This window comes from Pseudomonas sp. NPDC089743 (assembly GCF_044748785.1).
Classification (GTDB): Bacteria; Pseudomonadota; Gammaproteobacteria; order Pseudomonadales; family Pseudomonadaceae; genus Aquipseudomonas; species Aquipseudomonas putida_X.
This window is the reverse complement of the sequence record NZ_JBIVGS010000005.1, coordinates 106,232-125,306: the sequence shown is the minus strand read 5'-3', so window position 1 is coordinate 125,306 and position 19,075 is coordinate 106,232. Positions and strand designations below refer to the sequence as shown.

At 62.5% G+C, this 19,075-nt stretch carries 14 protein-coding genes and 4 tRNA genes; 8 read left to right on the top strand and 10 right to left on the bottom strand.

Annotated elements, in window-relative coordinates:
• Window positions 1-8 precede the first annotated feature (8 nt).
• Window positions 9-554: a cytochrome b gene (locus tag ACIPZC_RS11550; RefSeq protein WP_241803079.1), complete on the top strand. Its 546-nt coding sequence runs from the start codon at window positions 9-11 to the stop codon at window positions 552-554.
• Here ACIPZC_RS11550 and ACIPZC_RS11545 read toward each other — a convergent pair.
• Window positions 545-1,444 carry a 1-aminocyclopropane-1-carboxylate deaminase/D-cysteine desulfhydrase gene (locus tag ACIPZC_RS11545; protein WP_400626999.1) on the bottom strand — a complete coding sequence of 300 codons (900 nt, stop codon included), beginning with the start codon at window positions 1,442-1,444 and terminating at the stop codon, window positions 545-547. The genes ACIPZC_RS11550 and ACIPZC_RS11545 overlap by 10 nt on opposite strands.
• Before the next feature lie 71 nt (window positions 1,445-1,515).
• Complete coding sequence (locus tag ACIPZC_RS11540; RefSeq protein ID WP_400626997.1) at window positions 1,516-3,552, bottom strand: FAD-dependent oxidoreductase; 2,037 nt, start codon at window positions 3,550-3,552, stop codon at window positions 1,516-1,518.
• Between the two features lie 261 nt (window positions 3,553-3,813).
• On the opposite strand from ACIPZC_RS11540, the gene ACIPZC_RS11535 reads away from it, so the two are divergent.
• From ACIPZC_RS11535 to ACIPZC_RS11520, 4 genes are all read left to right on the top strand, one after another.
• Window positions 3,814-5,268 (top strand): TrkH family potassium uptake protein, encoded by a 1,455-nt coding sequence (locus tag ACIPZC_RS11535; RefSeq protein WP_241803076.1) that lies wholly within the window; start codon window positions 3,814-3,816, stop codon window positions 5,266-5,268.
• Between the two features lie 102 nt (window positions 5,269-5,370).
• Window positions 5,371-6,321 (top strand): TAXI family TRAP transporter solute-binding subunit, encoded by a 951-nt coding sequence (locus ACIPZC_RS11530; RefSeq protein WP_400626995.1) that lies wholly within the window; start codon window positions 5,371-5,373, stop codon window positions 6,319-6,321.
• A gap of 30 nt (window positions 6,322-6,351) precedes the next feature.
• Entirely contained in the window at window positions 6,352-8,379 is a 2,028-nt protein-coding gene (locus tag ACIPZC_RS11525) for a TRAP transporter permease (RefSeq protein ID WP_400626993.1), read from the top strand.
• Window positions 8,376-8,792 (top strand): DUF1850 domain-containing protein, encoded by a 417-nt coding sequence (locus ACIPZC_RS11520; protein WP_241803073.1) that lies wholly within the window; start codon window positions 8,376-8,378, stop codon window positions 8,790-8,792. Before ACIPZC_RS11525 ends, ACIPZC_RS11520 begins: the two co-directional genes overlap by 4 nt.
• 29 nt (window positions 8,793-8,821) lie before the next feature.
• On the opposite strand, the gene ACIPZC_RS11515 is transcribed toward ACIPZC_RS11520, so the two are convergent.
• A complete protein-coding gene (locus ACIPZC_RS11515; protein ID WP_241803072.1) occupies window positions 8,822-10,795 on the bottom strand; it encodes a choline BCCT transporter BetT in 1,974 nt (657 codons plus the stop codon).
• A 299-nt stretch (window positions 10,796-11,094) separates the two neighbouring features.
• Between ACIPZC_RS11515 and ACIPZC_RS11510 the strand changes: the two genes are divergently transcribed.
• From ACIPZC_RS11510 to ACIPZC_RS11500, 3 genes are all read left to right on the top strand, one after another.
• Window positions 11,095-12,411, top strand: coding sequence for a chloride channel protein (locus tag ACIPZC_RS11510; RefSeq protein ID WP_400626991.1), 1,317 nt, complete (start codon window positions 11,095-11,097; stop codon window positions 12,409-12,411).
• 106 nt (window positions 12,412-12,517) lie between these two features.
• Complete coding sequence (locus ACIPZC_RS11505; protein ID WP_267822138.1) at window positions 12,518-13,636, top strand: nitrilase-related carbon-nitrogen hydrolase; 1,119 nt, start codon at window positions 12,518-12,520, stop codon at window positions 13,634-13,636.
• A gap of 4 nt (window positions 13,637-13,640) precedes the next feature.
• Window positions 13,641-14,726, top strand: coding sequence for an AraC family transcriptional regulator (locus ACIPZC_RS11500; RefSeq protein ID WP_400626988.1), 1,086 nt, complete (start codon window positions 13,641-13,643; stop codon window positions 14,724-14,726).
• 219 nt (window positions 14,727-14,945) lie between these two features.
• Here ACIPZC_RS11500 and ACIPZC_RS11495 read toward each other — a convergent pair whose 3' ends face one another.
• The 7 genes from ACIPZC_RS11495 to ACIPZC_RS11465 form a co-directional block, all read right to left on the bottom strand.
• Window positions 14,946-15,815 (bottom strand): DUF2242 domain-containing protein, encoded by an 870-nt coding sequence (locus ACIPZC_RS11495; RefSeq protein WP_400626986.1) that lies wholly within the window; start codon window positions 15,813-15,815, stop codon window positions 14,946-14,948.
• Window positions 15,816-16,006: 191 nt separating this feature from the next.
• Window positions 16,007-16,083, bottom strand: a tRNA-Asp gene (locus ACIPZC_RS11490).
• A gap of 138 nt (window positions 16,084-16,221) precedes the next feature.
• Window positions 16,222-16,298: transfer RNA gene (locus ACIPZC_RS11485), tRNA-Asp, on the bottom strand.
• 99 nt (window positions 16,299-16,397) lie between these two features.
• A tRNA-Asp gene (locus ACIPZC_RS11480) sits at window positions 16,398-16,474 on the bottom strand.
• A gap of 80 nt (window positions 16,475-16,554) precedes the next feature.
• Window positions 16,555-16,630 (bottom strand) — tRNA-Val (locus ACIPZC_RS11475).
• Between the two features lie 459 nt (window positions 16,631-17,089).
• Window positions 17,090-17,863: an SDR family oxidoreductase gene (locus ACIPZC_RS11470; RefSeq protein ID WP_241803067.1), complete on the bottom strand. Its 774-nt coding sequence runs from the start codon at window positions 17,861-17,863 to the stop codon at window positions 17,090-17,092.
• Window positions 17,860-19,071 (bottom strand): O-succinylhomoserine sulfhydrylase, encoded by a 1,212-nt coding sequence (locus tag ACIPZC_RS11465; protein ID WP_241803066.1) that lies wholly within the window; start codon window positions 19,069-19,071, stop codon window positions 17,860-17,862. Before ACIPZC_RS11465 ends, ACIPZC_RS11470 begins: the two co-directional genes overlap by 4 nt.
• Between the last annotated feature and the right edge of the window lie 4 nt (window positions 19,072-19,075).

Sequence of the window (19,075 nt, the reverse complement as noted above, 5' to 3'; positions counted from 1 at the left end):
GACCACCCATGGCTTCATCCAGCCCCGCGCCCCACTACGCACGCCTGTCCATCGCCCTGCACTGGCTGATGCTGGTGCTGCTGGCTGCTGTCTACGCCTGCATCGAGTTGCGTGGCCTGTTCCCCAAGGACAGCGCCGAGCGCAACCTGATGAAAGACCTGCACTTCATGCTCGGCCTGACGGTGTTCATGCTGGTCTGGCTGCGCCTGGCCGTGCGCCTGGTACGCCCTGCGCCGCCCATTGTGCCCAAGCCTCCCGCCTGGCAGACCGGGCTTGCCCACCTGATGCACCTGGCGCTGTACCTGTTGATGATCGGCTTGCCGCTGGCCGGCTGGCTGATCCTCAGCGCCGCCGACAAGCCGGTGCCCTTCTATGGCCTGGAGCTGCCACATCTGATCGGCGCGAACCCGGACCTGGCCAAGTTCATCAAGGGCTGGCATGAACGCGTAGGCAGCTGGGGGTATTGGTTGATCGGCCTGCACGCGCTGGCTGGGCTTTATCACCACTACGTCGTGCGCGATAACACGCTGCTGCGCATGCTGCCCTACAAGTAACCGCGTCGGCCCTGCAGGCCACCGGTGTGCACGAAGATCAGGCGAGTGCCAGGCTCGAACAGCCCGGCCTCGGCCTGCGCACGCAGGGCCATCAATGCCTTGCCGGTGTAGAGCGCCTCGAAAGGTATCCCCGTGCTGCCTTCGGTGTCTTCTATGAATGCCAGCAGCTCATCGTCGAGCCTGGCAAACCCCTTTCGGCAAGCATCGTGCAACTGGTAGCCGCGCGTACCGGCGAGCGCCGTTATGGTCTCGGGCACACCATGGTCCAGGGGCACTGCCAGGGCGCCATGCACCCTGTGCGCGCCGCCTTCGGCCAGCACCAGGCCGGCCAGGGTGGTCCCGGTGCCAGCGGCCAGCCACCAGGCGTCATAGTCCGACCACCCCACTGTGCCCAACTGGGCCTTGGCCTGCTCGACGATCAACGCACACCCCTGCGCACCGGCCTGCCCGCCACCGCCTTCGGGGATGCAGTGCCAGCCGGGGTACCGTGCTTGCCAGGGTGCCCAGAAGCCGGCGTCATGCCGGGCACGGTAGCCTGCGTAGCCAAGCCAGTGCAATTGCATCCCCAACGCCTGCAGATCAAGCACCGTGGGGGTGTCCTGGGGATGGCCGCGCAACAGGCCGACGGTGGCGAAACCGAAGCGCTTGCCGGCAGCGGCCAGGGCATGGAGGTGGTTGGAATGGCTGCCGCCCAGGCTGATCAGCCCGGCGGCGCCCGACGCGTGAGCGTGCAGCAGGTGGTGGCGCAGCTTGAACCACTTGTTGCCGCTGACCAAAGGGTCGATCAGATCCAGGCGCAGGATGGCGGCATCGATGCCGGCGCGTTTCAGCCAAGCAAGCTCGAAGGGCTGTAATGGCGCCTGGGGAAGGTCATGGAAGCGGGTAGACATGTTCGAGTGCCTGATGCGAGGCCGACAGTCTACCAGTGGAAAGCTGGGGCCGCTTCGCGGCCCCGGCTGGCTTACAGCTCTGCAGCCAAACGCGAGCCCTGGTTGATCGCCCGTTTGGCATCCAGCTCCGCCGCCACATCCGCGCCACCGATCAGGTGCACCGACTGCCCCGCAGCCAGCAGCCCATCGTGCAGCTCCCGCAGCGGCTCCTGCCCGGCGCAGATCACCACGTTGTCCACCGCCAGTACCTGCGGCTCCCCTTCAGCGACACGAATGTGCAGGCCCGCATCGTCGATCTTCAGGTACTCCACGCCGTTGAGCATCTGTACCTGCTTGTTTTTCAGGCCCGTGCGATGGATCCAGCCGGTGGTCTTGCCCAGGCCATCGCCCACCTTGGACGTCTTGCGCTGCAGCAGGTACACCTGCCGTGCCGGTGCATGCGGCTCGGGCTTGATGCCTGCCACGCCGCCGCGCGCCTGCAGGTCGCGGTCGATGCCCCACTCCTTCCAGAACGCCTCCCGGTCCTGGCTGCTGGCCACGCCCTGGTGCACCAGGTATTCGCTGACGTCAAAACCGATGCCGCCAGCGCCGATCACTGCCACCGCCTCACCCACTGGCTTGCGCTGGAGCAGTACGTCCAGGTAGCTGAGCACCTTGGCATGCTCGACACCGGGAATGGCCGGTGTACGCGGCGCGATGCCGGTGGCCAGGATGATCTCGTCGAATTTGCCATCGAGCAGGGCCGGCACATCGACCCGGGTGTTCAAACGCAGCTCGACCCCGGTGCTCTTCACCTTGTTGCCGAAATAGCGCAGGGTCTCGAAGAACTCCTCCTTGCCCGGCACTCGCTTGGCCACGTTGAACTGCCCGCCAATTTCGCTGGCGGCATCGAACAGCGTCACCTGGTGGCCACGCTCTGCAGCCACGGTGGCAGCCGCAAGGCCAGCCGGGCCGGCACCCACTACGGCAATGCGCTTGACCGTGTTCACTGGCAGGTAATTGAGTTCGGTTTCGTGGCAGGCCCGCGGGTTGACCAGGCAACTGGTCAGCTTGCCGCCGAAGGTATGATCCAGGCACGCCTGATTGCAGCCGATACAGGTGTTGATTTCATCGCCGCGCCCCTGCGCCGCCTTGTTGACGAATTCCGGGTCGGCCAGGAACGGCCGGGCCATCGAGACCATGTCGGCATCGCCCTCGGCCAGCACGGCTTCAGCCACTTCGGGGGTATTGATGCGGTTGGTGGTGATCAACGGAATGTTCACCGCCCCGCGCAGCTTGGCGGTGACTTTGCTGAACGCGGCGCGCGGCACCTTGGTGGCGATGGTCGGGATGCGCGCCTCGTGCCAGCCGATACCCGTGTTGATCAGGGTCGCGCCAGCCCGCTCGATGGCTTTGGCCAGCAACTCGATCTCGTCCCAGGTGCTGCCACCTTCTACCAGATCGAGCATCGACAGGCGGAAGATGATGATGAAATTAGGGCCCACGGCGTCGCGCACCCGGCTGACGATCTCGACCGCCAGACGCATACGGTTTTCATAGCTGCCACCCCAGCGGTCAGTACGGTGGTTGGTATGGGCAGCCAGGAACTGATTGATGAAGTAGCCTTCAGAGCCCATGATTTCGACGCCGTCGTAACCGGCGCGCTTTGCCAGCACGGCGCAATTGACGAAATCAGCGATCTGCTTCTCGATCCCGGCCTCATCCAGCGCTTTAGGCTTGAACGGGTTGATCGGCGCCTGGATAGCACTCGGCGCCACCTGCCGAGGGCTGTAGGCATAGCGCCCGGCATGCAGGATCTGCAGGCAGATCTTGCCGCCAGCGGCATGCACGGCCTCGGTGACGATGCGGTGCTTGTCAGCCTCCCCCTCGGTGCTCAGCTTGGCTGCGCCGGAATACACGCCACCTTCATCGTTGGGCGCGATACCGCCGGTGACCATCAGCCCAACGCCGCCACGGGCTCGCTCTGCAAAATACGCAGCCATGCGCTCGAAGCCACCGGGGCGCTCCTCAAGGCCTGTGTGCATCGACCCCATCAGGGTGCGGTTGGCCAAGGTGGTGAAGCCCAGGTCGAGCGGGGCCAGCAAGTGCGGATAGCGGTCGGCAGCCATGGAACGGTTCCCCATGTGGCGTGATCACGGAATGCGGGTGCCTCGGCGGGCCCCGTCGTTTATCTGCCCACGACATTAAACAGCCGTTTGAATGCGCTCAATGATCGAAACTTACAAATTACTGATCATAGTGCACAGCCAGGGCTGCGACGTGACTCGCGTCGCCTGCTGTAACATGGCTCAGCTTTTTTACGTCATTTTTACTCGACATCCTGCCCTTACAGACGATACTGCCCGTCATTGCCCCTATGAGCTTGCTCAATGCCTCTCCCCGCTTTGCGCTTCATCGCCTTCATCGTCGGCGTATTCCTGATTACCCTTGCGGTCAGCATGGTCATCCCCATGGCCACGCTGCTGTGGTATGGCCTTAGCCAGGACCTCGGTGCCTTCCTTTGGTCAAGCCTGATCGCCCTGTGCGCAGGCCTAGCCCTGGTGGCTCGTGGCATACCCGATGCGCCGCAACTCAGGGCCCGAGACATGTACATGCTGACCACAGCCAGCTGGGTCATCGTCTGTGCGTTCGCAGCCCTGCCCATGGTGTTCATCCGGCATATCAGCTACACCGATGCGTTCTTCGAGACCATGTCGGGCATCACCACCACAGGCTCGACGGTGCTAACCGGCCTGGACAGCGCATCGCCCGGCCTGCTGATGTGGCGATCGCTGTTGCACTGGCTGGGGGGCATCGGCTTCATCGGCATGGCCGTCGCAATCCTGCCGTTACTGCGTGTGGGTGGCATGCGCCTGTTCCAGACCGAGTCGTCGGACTGGTCGGACAAAGTGACACCCCGCTCGCACGTCGCGGCAAAGATGATTCTGCTGATCTACCTGGGGCTGACCGCGCTTGGTACCTTGGCCCTGTGGGCCGCCGGCATGACCCCTTTCGAAGCCATCAATCATTCGATGTCGCTGATCTCCACGGGTGGGTTCTCGACGTCCGATGCATCGCTTGGCCACTGGACTCAGCCAGCCGTGCATTGGGTCGCGGTGCTGATCATGATTCTGGGAAGCCTGCCCTTTACCTTGTATGTGGCGACCTTGCGTGGCCACCGGCGCGTCCTGTTCAAGGACCATCAGGTGCGTGGCTTTCTCGGCTTTCTTCTGTTCGTCTGGGTCACCGTGGGCACCTGGCTCTGCTGGCACAGTGACTTTTCGTGGTGGGATGCGTTGCGCATCGTGGCGGTCAATGTGACTTCGATCGTGACGACCACCGGCGTTGCGGTAGGGGACTACACGCTCTGGGGCAGCTTCGCCATGCTGTTGTTCTTCTATCTGACTTTTGTCGGTGGATGTTCGGGCTCCACAGCCGGCGGACTGAAAATATTCCGCTTTCAAGTCGCCGCGTCACTGCTGGTCAGCAGTTTGAAACAGCTGATTCATCCGCGGGCGATGATCTCGAAAAAATACAATGGTCACCCCATCGATGAAGAAATCGTGCGCTCACTGCTGACGTTTTCCTTCTTCTTTTCCGTGACCATTGCGGTGATCGCATTGGCCCTGACCCTCATAGGCCTTGACTGGACCACTGCCCTGAGTGGCGCGGCGACAGCCGTGTGCAACGTTGGGCCAGGCCTGGGCAGCGTAATCGGGCCTGCGGGCAACTTCAGTTCGCTACCGGACGCTGCGAAGTGGCTGCTGACCATCGGCATGCTGCTGGGCCGGCTCGAGATTCTCACCGTGCTGGTGCTCGTCGCGCCTGCCTTCTGGCGGTTCTGATTGCAGGCCAGCCAATCGAGCTACCAATAAATCCGGGCAGGATCCGTTTATTCGTTCTAGGTTTACTGACGCAGGGAACTAGAACAATAAGCGGAGAATGTCATGAACCGAGCCCTTCGCCTGGCCTTGGCCAGCACCCTACTGGCAGCTTGTGCAACAGCCCAGGCCGCGCCAACCTTCATCAACATCCTCACAGGCGGCACCAGCGGCGTCTACTACCCCATCGGCGTGGGGATATCCCAGATCTACAGCCATGGCATCGAGGGCAGCAAGACCTCAGTGCAAGCCACCAAGGCCTCGGTGGAAAACCTCAATCTGCTGCAAGCCGGCCGGGGCGAACTGGCGTTCGCGCTGGGAGATTCGGTGGCCGATGCCTGGAAGGGGGACGCCGAAGCCGGCTTCAAAGCACCGCTGAAGAAACTGCGCGCCATCGCCGGCACCTACCCTAACTACATCCAGATCGTCGCCAGCAAGGAGTCGGGCATCACCTCGCTGCAAGACCTCAAAGGCAAACGTATCTCGGTCGGTGCGCCGAAGTCCGGCACCGAGCTCAACGCCCGTGCCATCTTCAAGGCCGCGGGGCTCAGCTATCAAGACCTGGGCAAGGTCGAGTACCTGCCGTATGCCGAATCCGTAGAGCTGATCAAGAACCGTCAGCTGGACGCCACGCTGCAATCTTCCGGGCTCGGCCAGGCGGCCATCCGTGACCTGGCCGCTACCCTGCCGGTAGTGTTCGTACCTGTGCCAGCCGCCATCGTGAGCAAAATCGGCAACAGTGCCTATCAACCTGCGAGCATTCCCGCCAAGACATACGATGGCCAGGACGCTGAAGTGCCAACCGTAGCCATCACCAATATCCTGGTCACACGCGCCGATATCAGCGATGACCTGGCCTATGACATGACCCGGCTGATCTTCGAAAACCTGCCGCGCCTGGTCACTGCCCATTCGGCAGCAAGCGATATCCAACCGCAGAATGCTGCCAAGAACCTGCCCATTCCACTGCACCCTGGCGCAGAACGGTATTTCAAGGAGAAAAACCTGCTCCCCTGACTATTGACTCGACCCCTGAGGGAGCGGCACATGAGTGATACCGGGCAAGGTCTGCACGCCAGTACCGACCGTTGGCCTGCCACGCTTTTTGCCGTGGCCTTGGCATTTTCGATCTTTCAGATCGCCACGGCGGCCTTCCCGCTGGTTTCCAGTCAGGTACTGCGGGCAGTACACGTAGGGTTCTTGCTGCTGGTGGTGTACCTGAGCTACCCGTGGGCAGGTCATCGCAGGCCGTGGCAACCGCTTGGCTGGCTGCTGGGCCTGGCAGGCATGGCCACTGCTGCCTACCAGTGGCATTTCGAAGGCGAGCTGATTCAACGCTCCGGGGAACTGACCACCAGTGACCTGGTGTTCGGCCTGCTGCTGATCGGCCTGGTTTTCGAGGCAGCGCGCCGGGTGATGGGTATCGCCCTGCCCATCATTTGCGCTCTTTTTCTGGCCTATGGGCTGCTCGGCCAGTACCTGCCCGGTGACCTTGCCCATCGCGGCTACGGCCTCGATCAGATCGTCAACCAACTGGCCTTCGGCACCGAGGGGCTGTATGGCACGCCCACCTATGTCTCGGCGACCTATATCTACCTGTTCATCCTGTTCGGCGCGTTCCTTGAACAGGCCGGCATGATCCGGCTGTTCACTGACTTTGCCATGGGCCTGTTCGGCCATCGCAGCGGGGGGCCGGCAAAAGTCTCGGTATTCTCCTCGGCGCTGATGGGGACCATCACCGGTTCAGGGGTGGCAAACGTGGTCACCACCGGGCAGTTCACCATCCCGCTGATGAAGCGCTTCGGCTACAAGCCGGCATTTGCCGGGGGCGTTGAGTCGACCGCAAGCATGGGCAGCCAGCTGATGCCACCGGTCATGGGCGCGGTGGCGTTCATCATGGCCGAAACGATCAACGTCCCCTATGCCGAAGTGGCGAAGGCCGCGCTCATTCCGGCCTTGCTGTATTTCGGCTCGGTGTACTGGATGGTGCACCTGGAAGCCCGGCGCAGCCAGCTGCATGGTCTACCCCGCGAGCAATGCCCGAGTGCCTGGGAGGCAGTGCGTCAACGCTGGTTCCTGCTGATCCCCCTGGTAGTACTGGTCGGCCTTCTGTTCTCCGGCCGCACACCCCTGTATTCGGGTATGGTCGGCCTGGCCCTGACAGCCATCGTCATCCTTGGTTCGGCAATCATCCTGCGGGCGCAAAAGACATGGTTGCGGGCGGCCTTCTGGGTGGCGCTGGGGATCCTCTGCTCAGGGTTCTTCCGCATGGGCATTGGTGTCATCCTGCTGGTGATCGCCGCGCTCGCTATCGCCTGCGCGTTCATACAGGGTGGACGTGCCACCCTCCGTGCCTGCGTCATGGCCCTGGTCGAAGGTGCGCGCCATGCGGTGCCGGTAGGTATCGCGTGCGCCTTGGTCGGGGTAATCATCGGGGTGATCTCGTTAACCGGCCTGGCGACGACATTCGCCGGGTACATTCTCGACCTGGGCCGGGAAAACTTATTCCTGTCGCTGCTTTTGACCATGTTGACCTGCCTGGTCCTGGGCATGGGTATCCCGACCATTCCCAATTACATCATCACCAGCTCCATCGCCGCGCCGGCCTTGCTGGAGCTCGGGGTGCCGCTCATCGTCTCACACATGTTCGTGTTTTATTTCGGCATCCTTGCCGACCTGACGCCGCCGGTAGCGTTGGCCTGCTTTGCCGCCGCCCCCATTGCCAAAGAGAAAGGGCTATTGATCAGCTTCTGGGCGGTACGCATTGCAATGGCCGGTTTCGTCGTGCCGTTCATGGCGGTATATGACCCGGCGTTGATGATGCAGGGCGACAGCGTCGGCGCGACCTTGTACATGCTGATCAAGGCCATGTTTGCAGTGGCTCTCTGGGGGTGCGCGTCCACCGGTCACTGGCGCATGCCCATGCCATGGTGGGAACGGCTGTTGGCGTTCATGGCAGGTGTATCGCTGATTCTTGCCTTGCCCATCAGCGACGAGGTCGGCTTCGCCTTGGGCATTGCCGTCATGGGCTGGCACTACTGGCGCAGCCGGCCCGCGCCCGGGCAACCTGCATGACCAGCCTTTGCATCGGGCTTGCCGGTGTGGTCTGGGCAAGCCTGCCGTTGCAGGAGGTTACCCTGGCCTGGCAGCACAGTGTGGAGAAGGTCCGCTGGGAGGAAGATTATCAGGTGACACCGGCAGGCCTGGTGCTGCAGGAGGCTCGGGTGCGAGGCAGCGGCGCCGGCATGGAGATCCCGGATGACGCTCGCCTGCGTGATGGGGCATGGCACTACCACCGCCATCTGCCCCCGCTGCAACCTCTGCATGCCGGGCGCACGCCCGAGGCCGGCGACTATCAATTGTGCGTCGAGGGCAGGTGCCAGCCCCTCTCCTACTGGGTGGGACCGCCGACCTCTAGCATTGCTGCCGTGGATTTCTGGGCATGCGAAGGCGGTGCAGCCGCGGATCGGCGCAAAGCACTGCCCTGAGCGCGCGTACAGGGCAGTGCGAGGGCTGATCAGCTGACGACGTGCAGGTAGTGCAAGTGGCGCTCGTACTGATCGAGAATGTCGCCGATCACATCGTCCCGGCTCCATCCCATGATGTCGTAATCCTGGCCCCCTTCACGCAGATGCACTTCAGCACGGAAGTACTTGCGGGTATCGGAACCCTCGTCGGTATCCTGCATGACGAAACTGGGAGTGTTGAATGCGCGCGGGCGTACCTCATACAGGAAACGCCCTTCTCCAGCATGGGAAAGCTCAAGCGTCACGCGCCCATCATCGCGCTCGTTCACCGCAACGTCATAGCCCTGCTTGCGCAATTCCGAGGCGACTTCTTCACAGGCAGGCTTCACCACTTCGGCGATGAAGCGGGTCACATGGGCACGCCGCGGCATCATGGCGATATTGCGCAAGCGCCGCTGCCACCCCCCGTGGGGAACGCGCGTATGCCGTGGGCCGGGCAAGGCCTGATTGCGCAACCCGCGGCGGGTGGCATCGAGGCTCAGCGCCTTGAACAAGCCCCAGATGGCGATCAGCAAAATGGCGGCGAAGGGCAAGGCACTGGCGATGGTCGCCGTCTGCAGAGCCTTGAGACCGTTGGCCAGCAACAGCGCAATGGCGACAGCGCCAATGCTGACCGACCAGAAGATGCGTTGCCACAAGGGCGAATGGCCTTGCCCGGACGAGGCGAGCATATCGACCACCAGCGCACCGGAGTCCGCCGAGGTGACGAAGAACACCACCACCATGAGCACCGCTATCAGCGAGATGACACTGGAGAACGGGAAGTGCTCGAGAAACGCGAACAAGGCCAGTGAACTGTCCTGATCGACCACCGCAGCCAGGTCCCTGACGCCTTCGTTGAGGATCATGTGGATCGCTGAGTCCCCGAACACCGTCATCCAGAGCAAGGTGAAGCCTGCGGGTACGAACAGCACACCGCACACGAACTCACGAATGGTCCGCCCGCGGGAAATGCGTGCGATGAACAGGCCTACGAAAGGCGACCAGGACAACCACCAGCCCCAGTACAAAAGAGTCCAGCCGCCAATCCAGTCAGTGGGTTCATAGGCGTAGAGGTTGAAGGTCTTGTTGACGATGTCGGACAGGTAGGCACCGGTATTCTGCACGTAGGCCTGCAGCAGAAACACGGTGGGCCCGAGCAACAGCACGAACAGCATCAGGATGACAGCCAGGCTCAGGTTGAGCTCGGAGAGGATGCGGATACCCTTGTCCAGGCCGCTGGCCACGGACAGTGTCGCCAACGCGCAGGTGGCAGCGATGAGAATGACTTGAACCGTGGGGTTTACCGGCAGACCGAACAAATGGTGGAAACCGCTGTTGATCTGCAATACCCCATAACCCAGCGAGGTCGCCACACCGAACACCGTGCCGAGGATGGCGAAGATATCCACGGCGTGCCCGATAGGCCCGTAAATCCGTTCACCGATCAGCGGATAGAGCGCTGAGCGCAACGTCAGTGGCAAACCATTGCGGAAGCTGAAGTAGGCCAGGATGAGCGCGACGATGGCATAGATCGCCCAGGCATGCAGGCCCCAATGGAAGAAGGTGATCTTCATGGCTTCGCGAGCCGCTGCCACTGTACCAGGGTCGCCCACAGGCGGAGTGGTGAAATGCATGACCGGTTCGGCCACGCCAAAGAACATCAGGCCGATCCCCATGCCCGCCGAGAACAGCATGGCGAACCAACTGCTCTTTCGGTAATCAGGCTCGCTGTGATCAGGCCCCAGCTTGATGTCGCCGTAGCGGCTCACGGCCAGAAACACCACGCTGATCAACACCAGCGCTACGGTGAGGATGTAGAACCAGCTGGCGTTGGTGATGATCCATTGCTGAACCTGTTCGAACAGCGCCTGGGCGTGCGTCTGAAAAGCCGTGGCGTACAAGACCAGCAGAAAGATGAGTATTGCGCTGGTGTAAAAAACGGGTGGGTTGAGTGTGCTCCTGGGTTTATCGGCTGCTGTCATTACGGCAGTTCTCCTTGTAAAGCGATGAGCACAGGGTGCCCCGGCACCACGATATCTGCCCAGATTAGCAGCCTGGAAGATCTTCGTTTGCCGAGCCTGTGCGCTTGAACAGCCATGAACCGTAACCTCCGAGGATAAAAATCTCAAATCGATACACATTTCGAGCCAGCCTGGCGCGACCGCACTGGCCGAAACAACCAGGCGCCTGCCCGCCCTGCCTGAATACCACCTCTGTCGGGTTTGCCACCCCGCTCATACACGTCATACTCGTGGCTTTATTCGCCGATACTGCATAGACGATGCCCGACCGTACCAGCCTCCCTTCCCGCCCTCTCGCCCGTGCACGCTGGCGAGAATGGCGTCAGCGTCTGGCGTTCTGGATCGGGGCCCTGTTGGTGGGGCTTGTCGCATTGGCATTCGCCTGGCTGGCCGAAGCCGCATTCGCTTCGTTCAAGCGCCTGCTGGAATGGCTGCCCTGGTCACCCCTGCTCATCACTCCCCTGGGCTTCGCCCTTCTGACCTATTTGACACAGCGCTGGTTCGAAAATGCCAAAGGTAGTGGCATACCTCAGGTGATCGCCGCCTTGGAAATGCCATCCCGGCGCCTGCGGGCCCGACTGCTTTCGATACCCGTTGCCGCCGCGCGCATGAGCCTGACGTTGGGCGCCCTGCTGGTAGGGGGGTCGGTCGGGCGCGAGGGGCCGACCGTTCACATCGGCGCTGCCGTGCTCTATTCCTTCGGCCGGCGATTGGGCCTGCACGGGCGCCGCACCATTGCCGGCCTGATCCTCGCAGGCGGCGCAGCCGGCATAGCCGCTGCGTTCAACACCCCGCTGGCCGGTGTCGTCTTTGCCATCGAAGAACTGAGCCGCACGTTTGAACAACGCTTCAGCGGCCTGGTGCTGACGGCGGTGCTGATCGGCGGCGTGGTCACGCTGGGGCTGACGGGGCACAACGCCTACTTTGGCGAAATAAGCGGGCGGATGCCCGTAGGCTGGGGTTGGAGTGTGGTGCCTGCCTGCGCGCTGCTGGGTGGGGTGCTGGGTGGCTGCTACGCCAGGCTGGTGCTGCCTACCGACAAGGGCCTGCTTGGCCGTCTCTGCGCACTGCGCGGGCGCTATCCGGTGCGCTTCGCGGCGAGCTGCGGGCTGGTGCTGGCAGTGCTGGGGCTGGTGTCCGGCAACCATGTGTTCGGCACCGGCTACGAAGAGACCCGGGCCTTGCTGGAGGGCCGACCGATCACCGACGCCAGTTTCCTGCTCTGGAAGTTTCTGGCCAATGTCGTCTCTTACCTCTCGGGCATACCGGGGGGCCTGTTCTCACCTTCGCTGAGCATCGGTGCGGCATTCGAGCCGCTGTTGCGCGTGATACCCAATGTCGATCCCCAGGCATGCGCACTGCTGGGGATGGGCGCCTACCTGGCTGGGGTGACGCGTTCGCCGTTGACTGCATCGGTGATCGTTCTGGAGCTTACCCACAGCCCGGACCTGGCCATCCCGATGCTGGCAGTGACATTGATGGCGGCCGGCATCTCTGGTTGCATTTCGCCCGTTTCCCTCTACCACGCATTGGCAAAGCAGATCATCGACAACGTCGCACCTGCCAAACCCAGTTGAAATCGACGGCTGCGCGAGGCACGCTCAAGACCGCGACTGTGACACAATGCTTAGCGAATTCTTGGTTTACCGCCGCGTCACTGCGAGTATCAACGACATCAAAGGCATGCGAAAACTATTGGCAAGCGCCTTGGCGCTGGTGATGATCGCCGCCCTGTGCGGCTATGGCTTCTGGACCCAGCAGCGCCCGGAAGGCCACTACCTCTCCGACCTGCGCATCGAACTGGCGCTGGACCACGGCGTGCCCGGCGAGCAGGGCAACCTGCTGGGCGTCGAGCCCCTGCTTTATCCAAGCGACTATCAAAACCTGCAACGCCTGCACCGCAAGCTGTCGGCCTACCTGCAACAAGCCCGCGCCAAAGGCCTGATCGGCCCGCGCACGGTGGTGGTACTGCCAGAGCACATCGGTACCTGGCTGTGGGCTCGCGGTGAAAAGAACGAACTCTACCAGGTCACCCGTAGCCGCGAAGCGGAGCAATGGCTGGAGCTGAGCAACCCGCTGCGCTATGGCCTGGCGATATTGCGCGCCAGCGGCGACGACCGCCGGGCCGATGCGCACTTGCGCATGAAGGCTCAGCAGATGGCCAGCGACTACCAGCAACTGTTCGGCAGCCTGGCCAAGGAGTTCGGCGTGACCTTGGTAGCCGGCTCGATCGTGCTGCCTGACCCGTATGTGGAACAAGGCGTGCTGCATGCCGGCGGCGGCCCATTGTTCAACAGCAGCCTGGTGTTCGCCGGCGACGGTTCACCCTTGGGCCAGCCGCAACGCCAGCAATTCCCCGACAGCCAGGTACGGCGGTATATCCATGATGGCCGCAAACAACCACTGCAAGTCGTGCAAACCCCGGCCGGGCGTCTGGGCGTGCTGATCGGCAGCGACAGTTGGTACCCGGAGAACCACCAGCAGCTGCAGAGCCAGCAGGTACAACTGGTCGCCAATCCGGTTTTCCTGAGCGGCAAGGACAGCTGGCAAGCGCCATGGCGCGGCAACCGGCACCAGGATGCGGCGGCCGAGCTTGCCCTGCAACGCGGTGAAGTGAGTGAGAAGACCGCTTGGCAACGCCTGACCGAGGCTGCCGGCCAGGGGGTCAGCAGCATGAGTGTATTCATGCGTGGGCAGTTCTGGGACCAAGGCAGCGACGGCCAAGGCTTCGCCCATCAAAGTGGCGAATTGCTCACAGGCCCTCCCAGCCAGGGCGCACGCCTGCTGAACGTGTGGCTGTAGGGGTATGCCCCGCCCCCGCGTTCGCCTGGGCGACCTCTCGGTAGGTTTCGTCCAGCCGCTGGCTGAGGCTCTGCAAGGCCTCGGTCACGATCCTCAGCCGCTGCTGCGCCGTTACGGGCTGGATGAGACACGCTTGGCCGAAGCCGGTGCGCGGCTGTCGATCCCCCGCTACATGCACTTGGGGCATGCTGCAATCGCGCTGTGCGGGGAGCCTGCTCTGGGCCTGCACATGGGGCGCCTGAGCCGGCTGGCCCAGGCGGGTCTCGCGGGCGTGACAGCCGCGCAGGCGCCTACCTTGGGCGAAGCCGCCCGTACCCTGCTGCGTTTCGAGCCGCTGTATGCCGCCAACTACCGCGGGCATTCGAGTTATCAGGAAGATGCCCAGGGGGCATGGTTGAGCTTCTACTCGATCAGCCCTTATAACGCCTACAACCGTTTCGTGGTTGATTCCCTGCTGACCGGCTGGCTGGCCCAGCTTGCGGCCCTGACCGAAACGCCTGTACTGGCCGAGCGCCTGGAGATCGAATTCGAAGCCCCCGGTTACGCCGCCCAGTATCAACCGCTATGCAGTACAGCCGTGCAGTTTGCCGCCAGCGGTAACCGTTTGCGCCTGGGCCGAGCCACGCTGGAGCTGGCCAACCCCCAGCATTGCCCGAGCACCTGGCAGCACCTGCTGCAACTGTGTGAAACGCACATGCTGCAGCGCACCCACGTACGCAGCCTGGGCGAGCGCATCACCCACCTGCTCGGCCCCCTGCTCAACGGGGGCCGTGAACCCGGCCTGGAAGAAGTTGCACTGCGCCTGCAACTGCCCGCCTGGACCTTGCGGCGCAAACTGGCAGAGGAAGGCACGCGCTTTCGTGACTTGCTCAATGACACACGGCGTGACCTCGCCGAAGCCTATATCCGCGATACGGAATTGACCTTCGGTGAGATTGCCTATTTGTTGGGTTTTGCATCGGCTGAAGCCTTCCAGCGCGCGTTCAAGCGCTGGACGGGCCTCACACCGGGAGGGGTGCGCCGCAGTCAGCGGCAGGTCGGTCAAAGCTCGGTGGCGTCGTCGGCCGGTTCCGGGGTGTCCAGCTCGTAGGCTTGGTACTCGAGCAGCTCTTCCTGATATTCATCCATACCCTGCGTCCTCTTCACTCTTTTATCTTCGTTGGTCATGCCCTCCAGCCTAAGCAGGCTGGATGAAGAACTGATTACAAGCCTATGAGTGGTAAACGTAGCAGGTGTTCAGAAAGTTATCGTCTGAGTATCTGTAACAGCGCATGAAACGCCGTGTTGACGGCTCCTCAGGGCAGATCGGTCAGAGAGCCGGTGCTTCAGCCTCGGCAGGCTGTGCCTCCTGCTGCACTTCAATCGGCGCCGGCGCGGCCGGGGGTGCGACGGGTTGCGATCCCTGGCTGTCGTCAACTACCGGCGCAGCTGGCGCCTCGCTTGCCGGGAGCACCGCCTCAGCTGGAGCTGAAGCTGGAGCTGGTGTTGGTTCTGGTGCCGGTGCTGGTGCTGGTGCTGATGCCGACTCTGCTAAAGGAGCAGCGCTCACAGGCGCTGGCGAAACCTGCTCAGGCAGCCCCAACGCAGGCGCTGTGTTCTCGACCTTGGGTGCCGGCGCTTCAACCCTGGCCTTGCTGACCTTCTTCGCTTTGGGTTTAGGCAAGTAGCTTTCGACCAGCGCAAAGTAACGCTCGTAGAACTGCGGCGCGGTCACGGTCTCGCTGGCGACCTTGACCATGGAATCGTCACTGGAGCCGATAGGCATCGAAACCGAACCCAACACACCGACGCCGAGGCTGGCGGACGTATTGGACTTCTTGAGGGCGTAGCGGTCCTGCAGCGCGTTGGCGAACATGGTCGAACGCTGTTCGTCACCGCTGTCGGGCGCGCAGGTCACGCTGAAGCTGATCTGCAGGTGGTTTTCGCTGTTCTGCTGGAAGCTTTTGTTACCGGCTATCTGGTTGGCACCGCTGCTGGTGATGATGTAACCCTGGCTCAGCAGCGCACGCCGGGCAGCCTCGCACGAGCCGGCTTCACTGACCGGGAAGCTACGCGAGAAGGTGCCTGAGTCATCGAAGTTCTCGTGCTCATAGATGGCGGTTTTTTTCGAGGAGCAACCGGTCACGCCCGCCAGCACCAGGGCCAGCCCGAGCGCACCAAAGACGGATGATCTGGTCATTGCGAATTCCGGGTAAGTCGAGAGGTGCCTATTGTGCATCACAGCGCCCTTGCACTGAAACCGTTCGACGGTGAAGAGTCTGTCAGCATCGTGTAAATGTTGACTTTGCGGCCGCATGAACGAAAAAAAGCGACCCTAAGGTCGCTTTTCTCGTTTTGCTTCGAAGCGTTCAAGGGGCTTCGAGGCGAAGATGGCGCAGCGGACGGGACTCGAACCCGCGACCCCCGGCGTGACAGGCCGGTATTCTAACCGACTGAACTACCGCTGCGTATCGCTTGGGCTTTCGCCCGGTTGAAACTGTGCTTTCCCCTTGCGGTGAACACCACTCAGGTCAGGCACAAAAAAAGCGACACGTAGATCGCTCTTTTTGTTGCTTCGAAGCGTTCAAGGGGCTTCGAAACGAAGATGGCGCAGCGGACGGGACTCGAACCCGCGACCCCCGGCGTGACAGGCCGGTATTCTAACCGACTGAACTACCGCTGCGTATCGTTCAGGCTTGCGCCTGATTGAACTGGGATCAGCCTGAGGCAATTTTGCCTTCGGCTTCAGACCGGTGCCAGGCACCCATCTGTTACTGAAAAATGGCGCAGCGGACGGGACTCGAACCCGCGACCCCCGGCGTGACAGGCCGGTATTCTAACCGACTGAACTACCGCTGCGCATGGTGGCTTATCAGGCCTTGTTCCTCTCCAGCAGTTGGCTTCTGTCGAAGCACCCTGCATCAGGAACGCTCAGGAAGTGGTGGGTGATGACGGGATCGAACCGCCGACCCTCTGCTTGTAAGGCAGATGCTCTCCCGGCTGAGCTAATCACCCTCGCGATGTTGCTTGTTGCGTTTGCTTCGCTGAGGCCGCGAAATTTACGCAGGTGCCGACGCTAAGTCAATACCCCCGTTGGATTTTTTTTGAAGGCAGCGGTAAGCGGCAAGCGGCAAGCTGCAAGAAAAAGCCAGGTGTCGCCCATACGATTTCCGCTCCTCACAAATGACTAAGGGACCTTACGACCGCTCTCGCGACTTGCAGCTCCAAGCTCCAAGCTCCAAGCCGCAAGCCGCAAGAAAAAGCCAGGTGTCGCCCATACGATTCCCGCTCCCCACAAATGACTAAGGGACCTTACGACCGCTCTCGCGACTTGCAGCTCCAAGCTCCAAGCTGCAAGCCGCAAGAAAAAGCCAGGTGTCGCCCATACGATTCCCGCTCCCCACAAATGACTAAGGGACCTCACGGTCCCTCTTGCAGCTTGAAGCTTGAAGCTTGAAGCTTGAAGCTTGCCGCTCAGGTGTAGATCATCTTGCGGGTCATGCCGCCATCGACCACGAACTCCTGGCCAGTGACGAACGCTGCCTGGCGCGACAACAGCCAGGCCACCATGGCCGCGACGTCTTCCACCGTCCCTACCCTGCCCGTCGGGTGCTGGGCATGGTCGGCTTCGCTCAACGGTTCGGCACGGCGTTGCGCAGGATCACGCGTATCGATCCAGCCCGGGCTCACTGCATTGACGCGGATTTCCGGGCCCAGGCTCATGGCCAAGGCATGGGTCAACGCCACCAGGCCGCCCTTGCTCGCGGCGTAAGCCTCGGTATCTGGCTCCGACTGCCGGGCACGGGTCGAGGTCAGGTTGACTATCGCACCATTGTGCGCACGCAGGTACGGCGCGCAGTGCTTGGCCAGCAGCATCGGGCCGTTGAGGTTGACTGCCAGCACACGGTTCCATTGCGCCAGGCTCAAGCTCTCCAAGGTCTGGTTATGCGGGTTGGCGATGGCCGCGTTGCACACCAGCGCGTCCAGCCGCCCGAACTGCCCCAACACCTCGGAAACCCCGGCACTCACCTGAGCTTCATCGGCCACGTCCATGGTGATGAACCAGGCGTTTTCACCCAAGGCCTTGGCAACCTTGGCGCCGCGAGGGCGGTCCAGGTCGCTCAGCACCACCTGCCAGCCCTCGCAGATCAACCAGGCAGCAATGCCCAGGCCGATGCCGCGTGCGGCACCGGTTACCAGTGCTACCCGGCCGTTATGGCCCGGCGAGCCGCCCTTCCAGTCGATCACAGTGCTGCCAGCCCACGCGCAAGGTCGGCTTGCAGGTCGGCGACGTCCTCCAGGCCGACAGCCACGCGGATCAGGCTGTCGCGAATACCTGCAGCCTCACGCTCCTGCGGGGTCAGGCGGCCGTGAGAGGTGGTGGCCGGGTGGGCGATGGTGGTCTTGCTGTCACCCAGGTTGGTGGTGATCGAGATCACCCGCGTGGCATCGATGAAGCGCCAGGCGCCCTCCTTGCCCCCCTTGACCTCGAAACTCACCACCGCGCCGAAGCCAGTCATCTGGCGCTTGGCCAGCTCGTGCTGCGGATGGCTTGGCAGGCCGGCGTAATGCACCTTCTCGACACCCTCTTGCTGCTCCAGCCACTCGGCCAACTGCTGAGCGCTCTGGCAGTGCGCACGCATGCGCAGCTTGAGCGTTTCCAGGCCTTTGGTGAAGATCCAGGCATTGAACGGGCTGAGGGTCGGACCGGCAGTGCGCAAAAAGCCCACCACCTCTTTCATCTGCTCGCTGCGCCCGGCCACGACGCCACCCATGCAACGGCCCTGGCCGTCGATGAACTTGGTCGCGGAATGGAACACGATGTCAGCGCCAAGCTTGAGCGGCTGCTGCAGCGCCGGGGTGCTGAAGCAGTTGTCCACTACCAGCATGGCACCACGGGCATGGGCAATTTCGGCCAGCGCAGCAATGTCCACCAGTTCGGCCAGCGGGTTGGAAGGCGACTCGAGGATCAGCAGCTTGGTATTGGCCTTGATGGCCTTGTCCCAACCCGCCAGATCGACCAGCGGCACGTAGTCCACCTGCACGCCGAAGCGCTTGAAGTACTTCTCGAACAGGCTGATCGTCGAGCCGAACACGCTCTGCGAAACCAGCACATGGTCGCCGGCGCTGCACAGGGACATCACCACAGCGAGGATCGCCGCCATACCGGTCGAGGTGGCCACGGCCTGCTCGGCACCTTCCATCGCCGCCAGGCGCTCTTCGAAGGCACGCACGGTGGGGTTGGTGTAGCGCGAATAGACGTTGCCAGGGGTTTCACCGGCAAAGCGCGCAGCCGCATCGGCGGCCGTGCGGAAGACATAGCTGGAGGTCAGGAACAGCGCTTCGCTGTGCTCCGCCTCCGGTGTACGGTTCTGACCGGCACGCACCGCCAGGGTGTCGAAGCCGACACCCTCGAGGTCACTGTCCAGTCGCCCGGCATCCCATTGATCCGTCATGCCG

Bases quoted from the DNA above. Each gene is read 5' to 3' on its own strand.
- ACIPZC_RS11540 (WP_400626997.1), bottom strand. From the start codon at position 3,552: ATGGCTGCCGACCGCTATCCGCACTTGCTGGCCCCGCTCGACCTGGGC.
- ACIPZC_RS11535 (WP_241803076.1), top strand. From the start codon at position 3,814: ATGCCTCTCCCCGCTTTGCGCTTCATCGCCTTCATCGTCGGCGTATTC.
- ACIPZC_RS11530 (WP_400626995.1), top strand. From the start codon at position 5,371: ATGAACCGAGCCCTTCGCCTGGCCTTGGCCAGCACCCTACTGGCAGCT.
- ACIPZC_RS11500 (WP_400626988.1), top strand. From the start codon at position 13,641: ATGCCCCGCCCCCGCGTTCGCCTGGGCGACCTCTCGGTAGGTTTCGTC.
- ACIPZC_RS11505 (WP_267822138.1), top strand. From the start codon at position 12,518: ATGCGAAAACTATTGGCAAGCGCCTTGGCGCTGGTGATGATCGCCGCC.
- ACIPZC_RS11515 (WP_241803072.1), bottom strand. From the start codon at position 10,795: ATGACAGCAGCCGATAAACCCAGGAGCACACTCAACCCACCCGTTTTT.
- ACIPZC_RS11465 (WP_241803066.1), bottom strand. From the start codon at position 19,071: ATGACGGATCAATGGGATGCCGGGCGACTGGACAGTGACCTCGAGGGT.
- ACIPZC_RS11545 (WP_400626999.1), bottom strand. From the start codon at position 1,444: ATGTCTACCCGCTTCCATGACCTTCCCCAGGCGCCATTACAGCCCTTC.
- ACIPZC_RS11525 (WP_400626993.1), top strand. From the start codon at position 6,352: ATGAGTGATACCGGGCAAGGTCTGCACGCCAGTACCGACCGTTGGCCT.
- ACIPZC_RS11520 (WP_241803073.1), top strand. From the start codon at position 8,376: ATGACCAGCCTTTGCATCGGGCTTGCCGGTGTGGTCTGGGCAAGCCTG.
- ACIPZC_RS11550 (WP_241803079.1), top strand. From the start codon at position 9: ATGGCTTCATCCAGCCCCGCGCCCCACTACGCACGCCTGTCCATCGCC.
- ACIPZC_RS11510 (WP_400626991.1), top strand. From the start codon at position 11,095: ATGCCCGACCGTACCAGCCTCCCTTCCCGCCCTCTCGCCCGTGCACGC.
- ACIPZC_RS11495 (WP_400626986.1), bottom strand. From the start codon at position 15,815: ATGACCAGATCATCCGTCTTTGGTGCGCTCGGGCTGGCCCTGGTGCTG.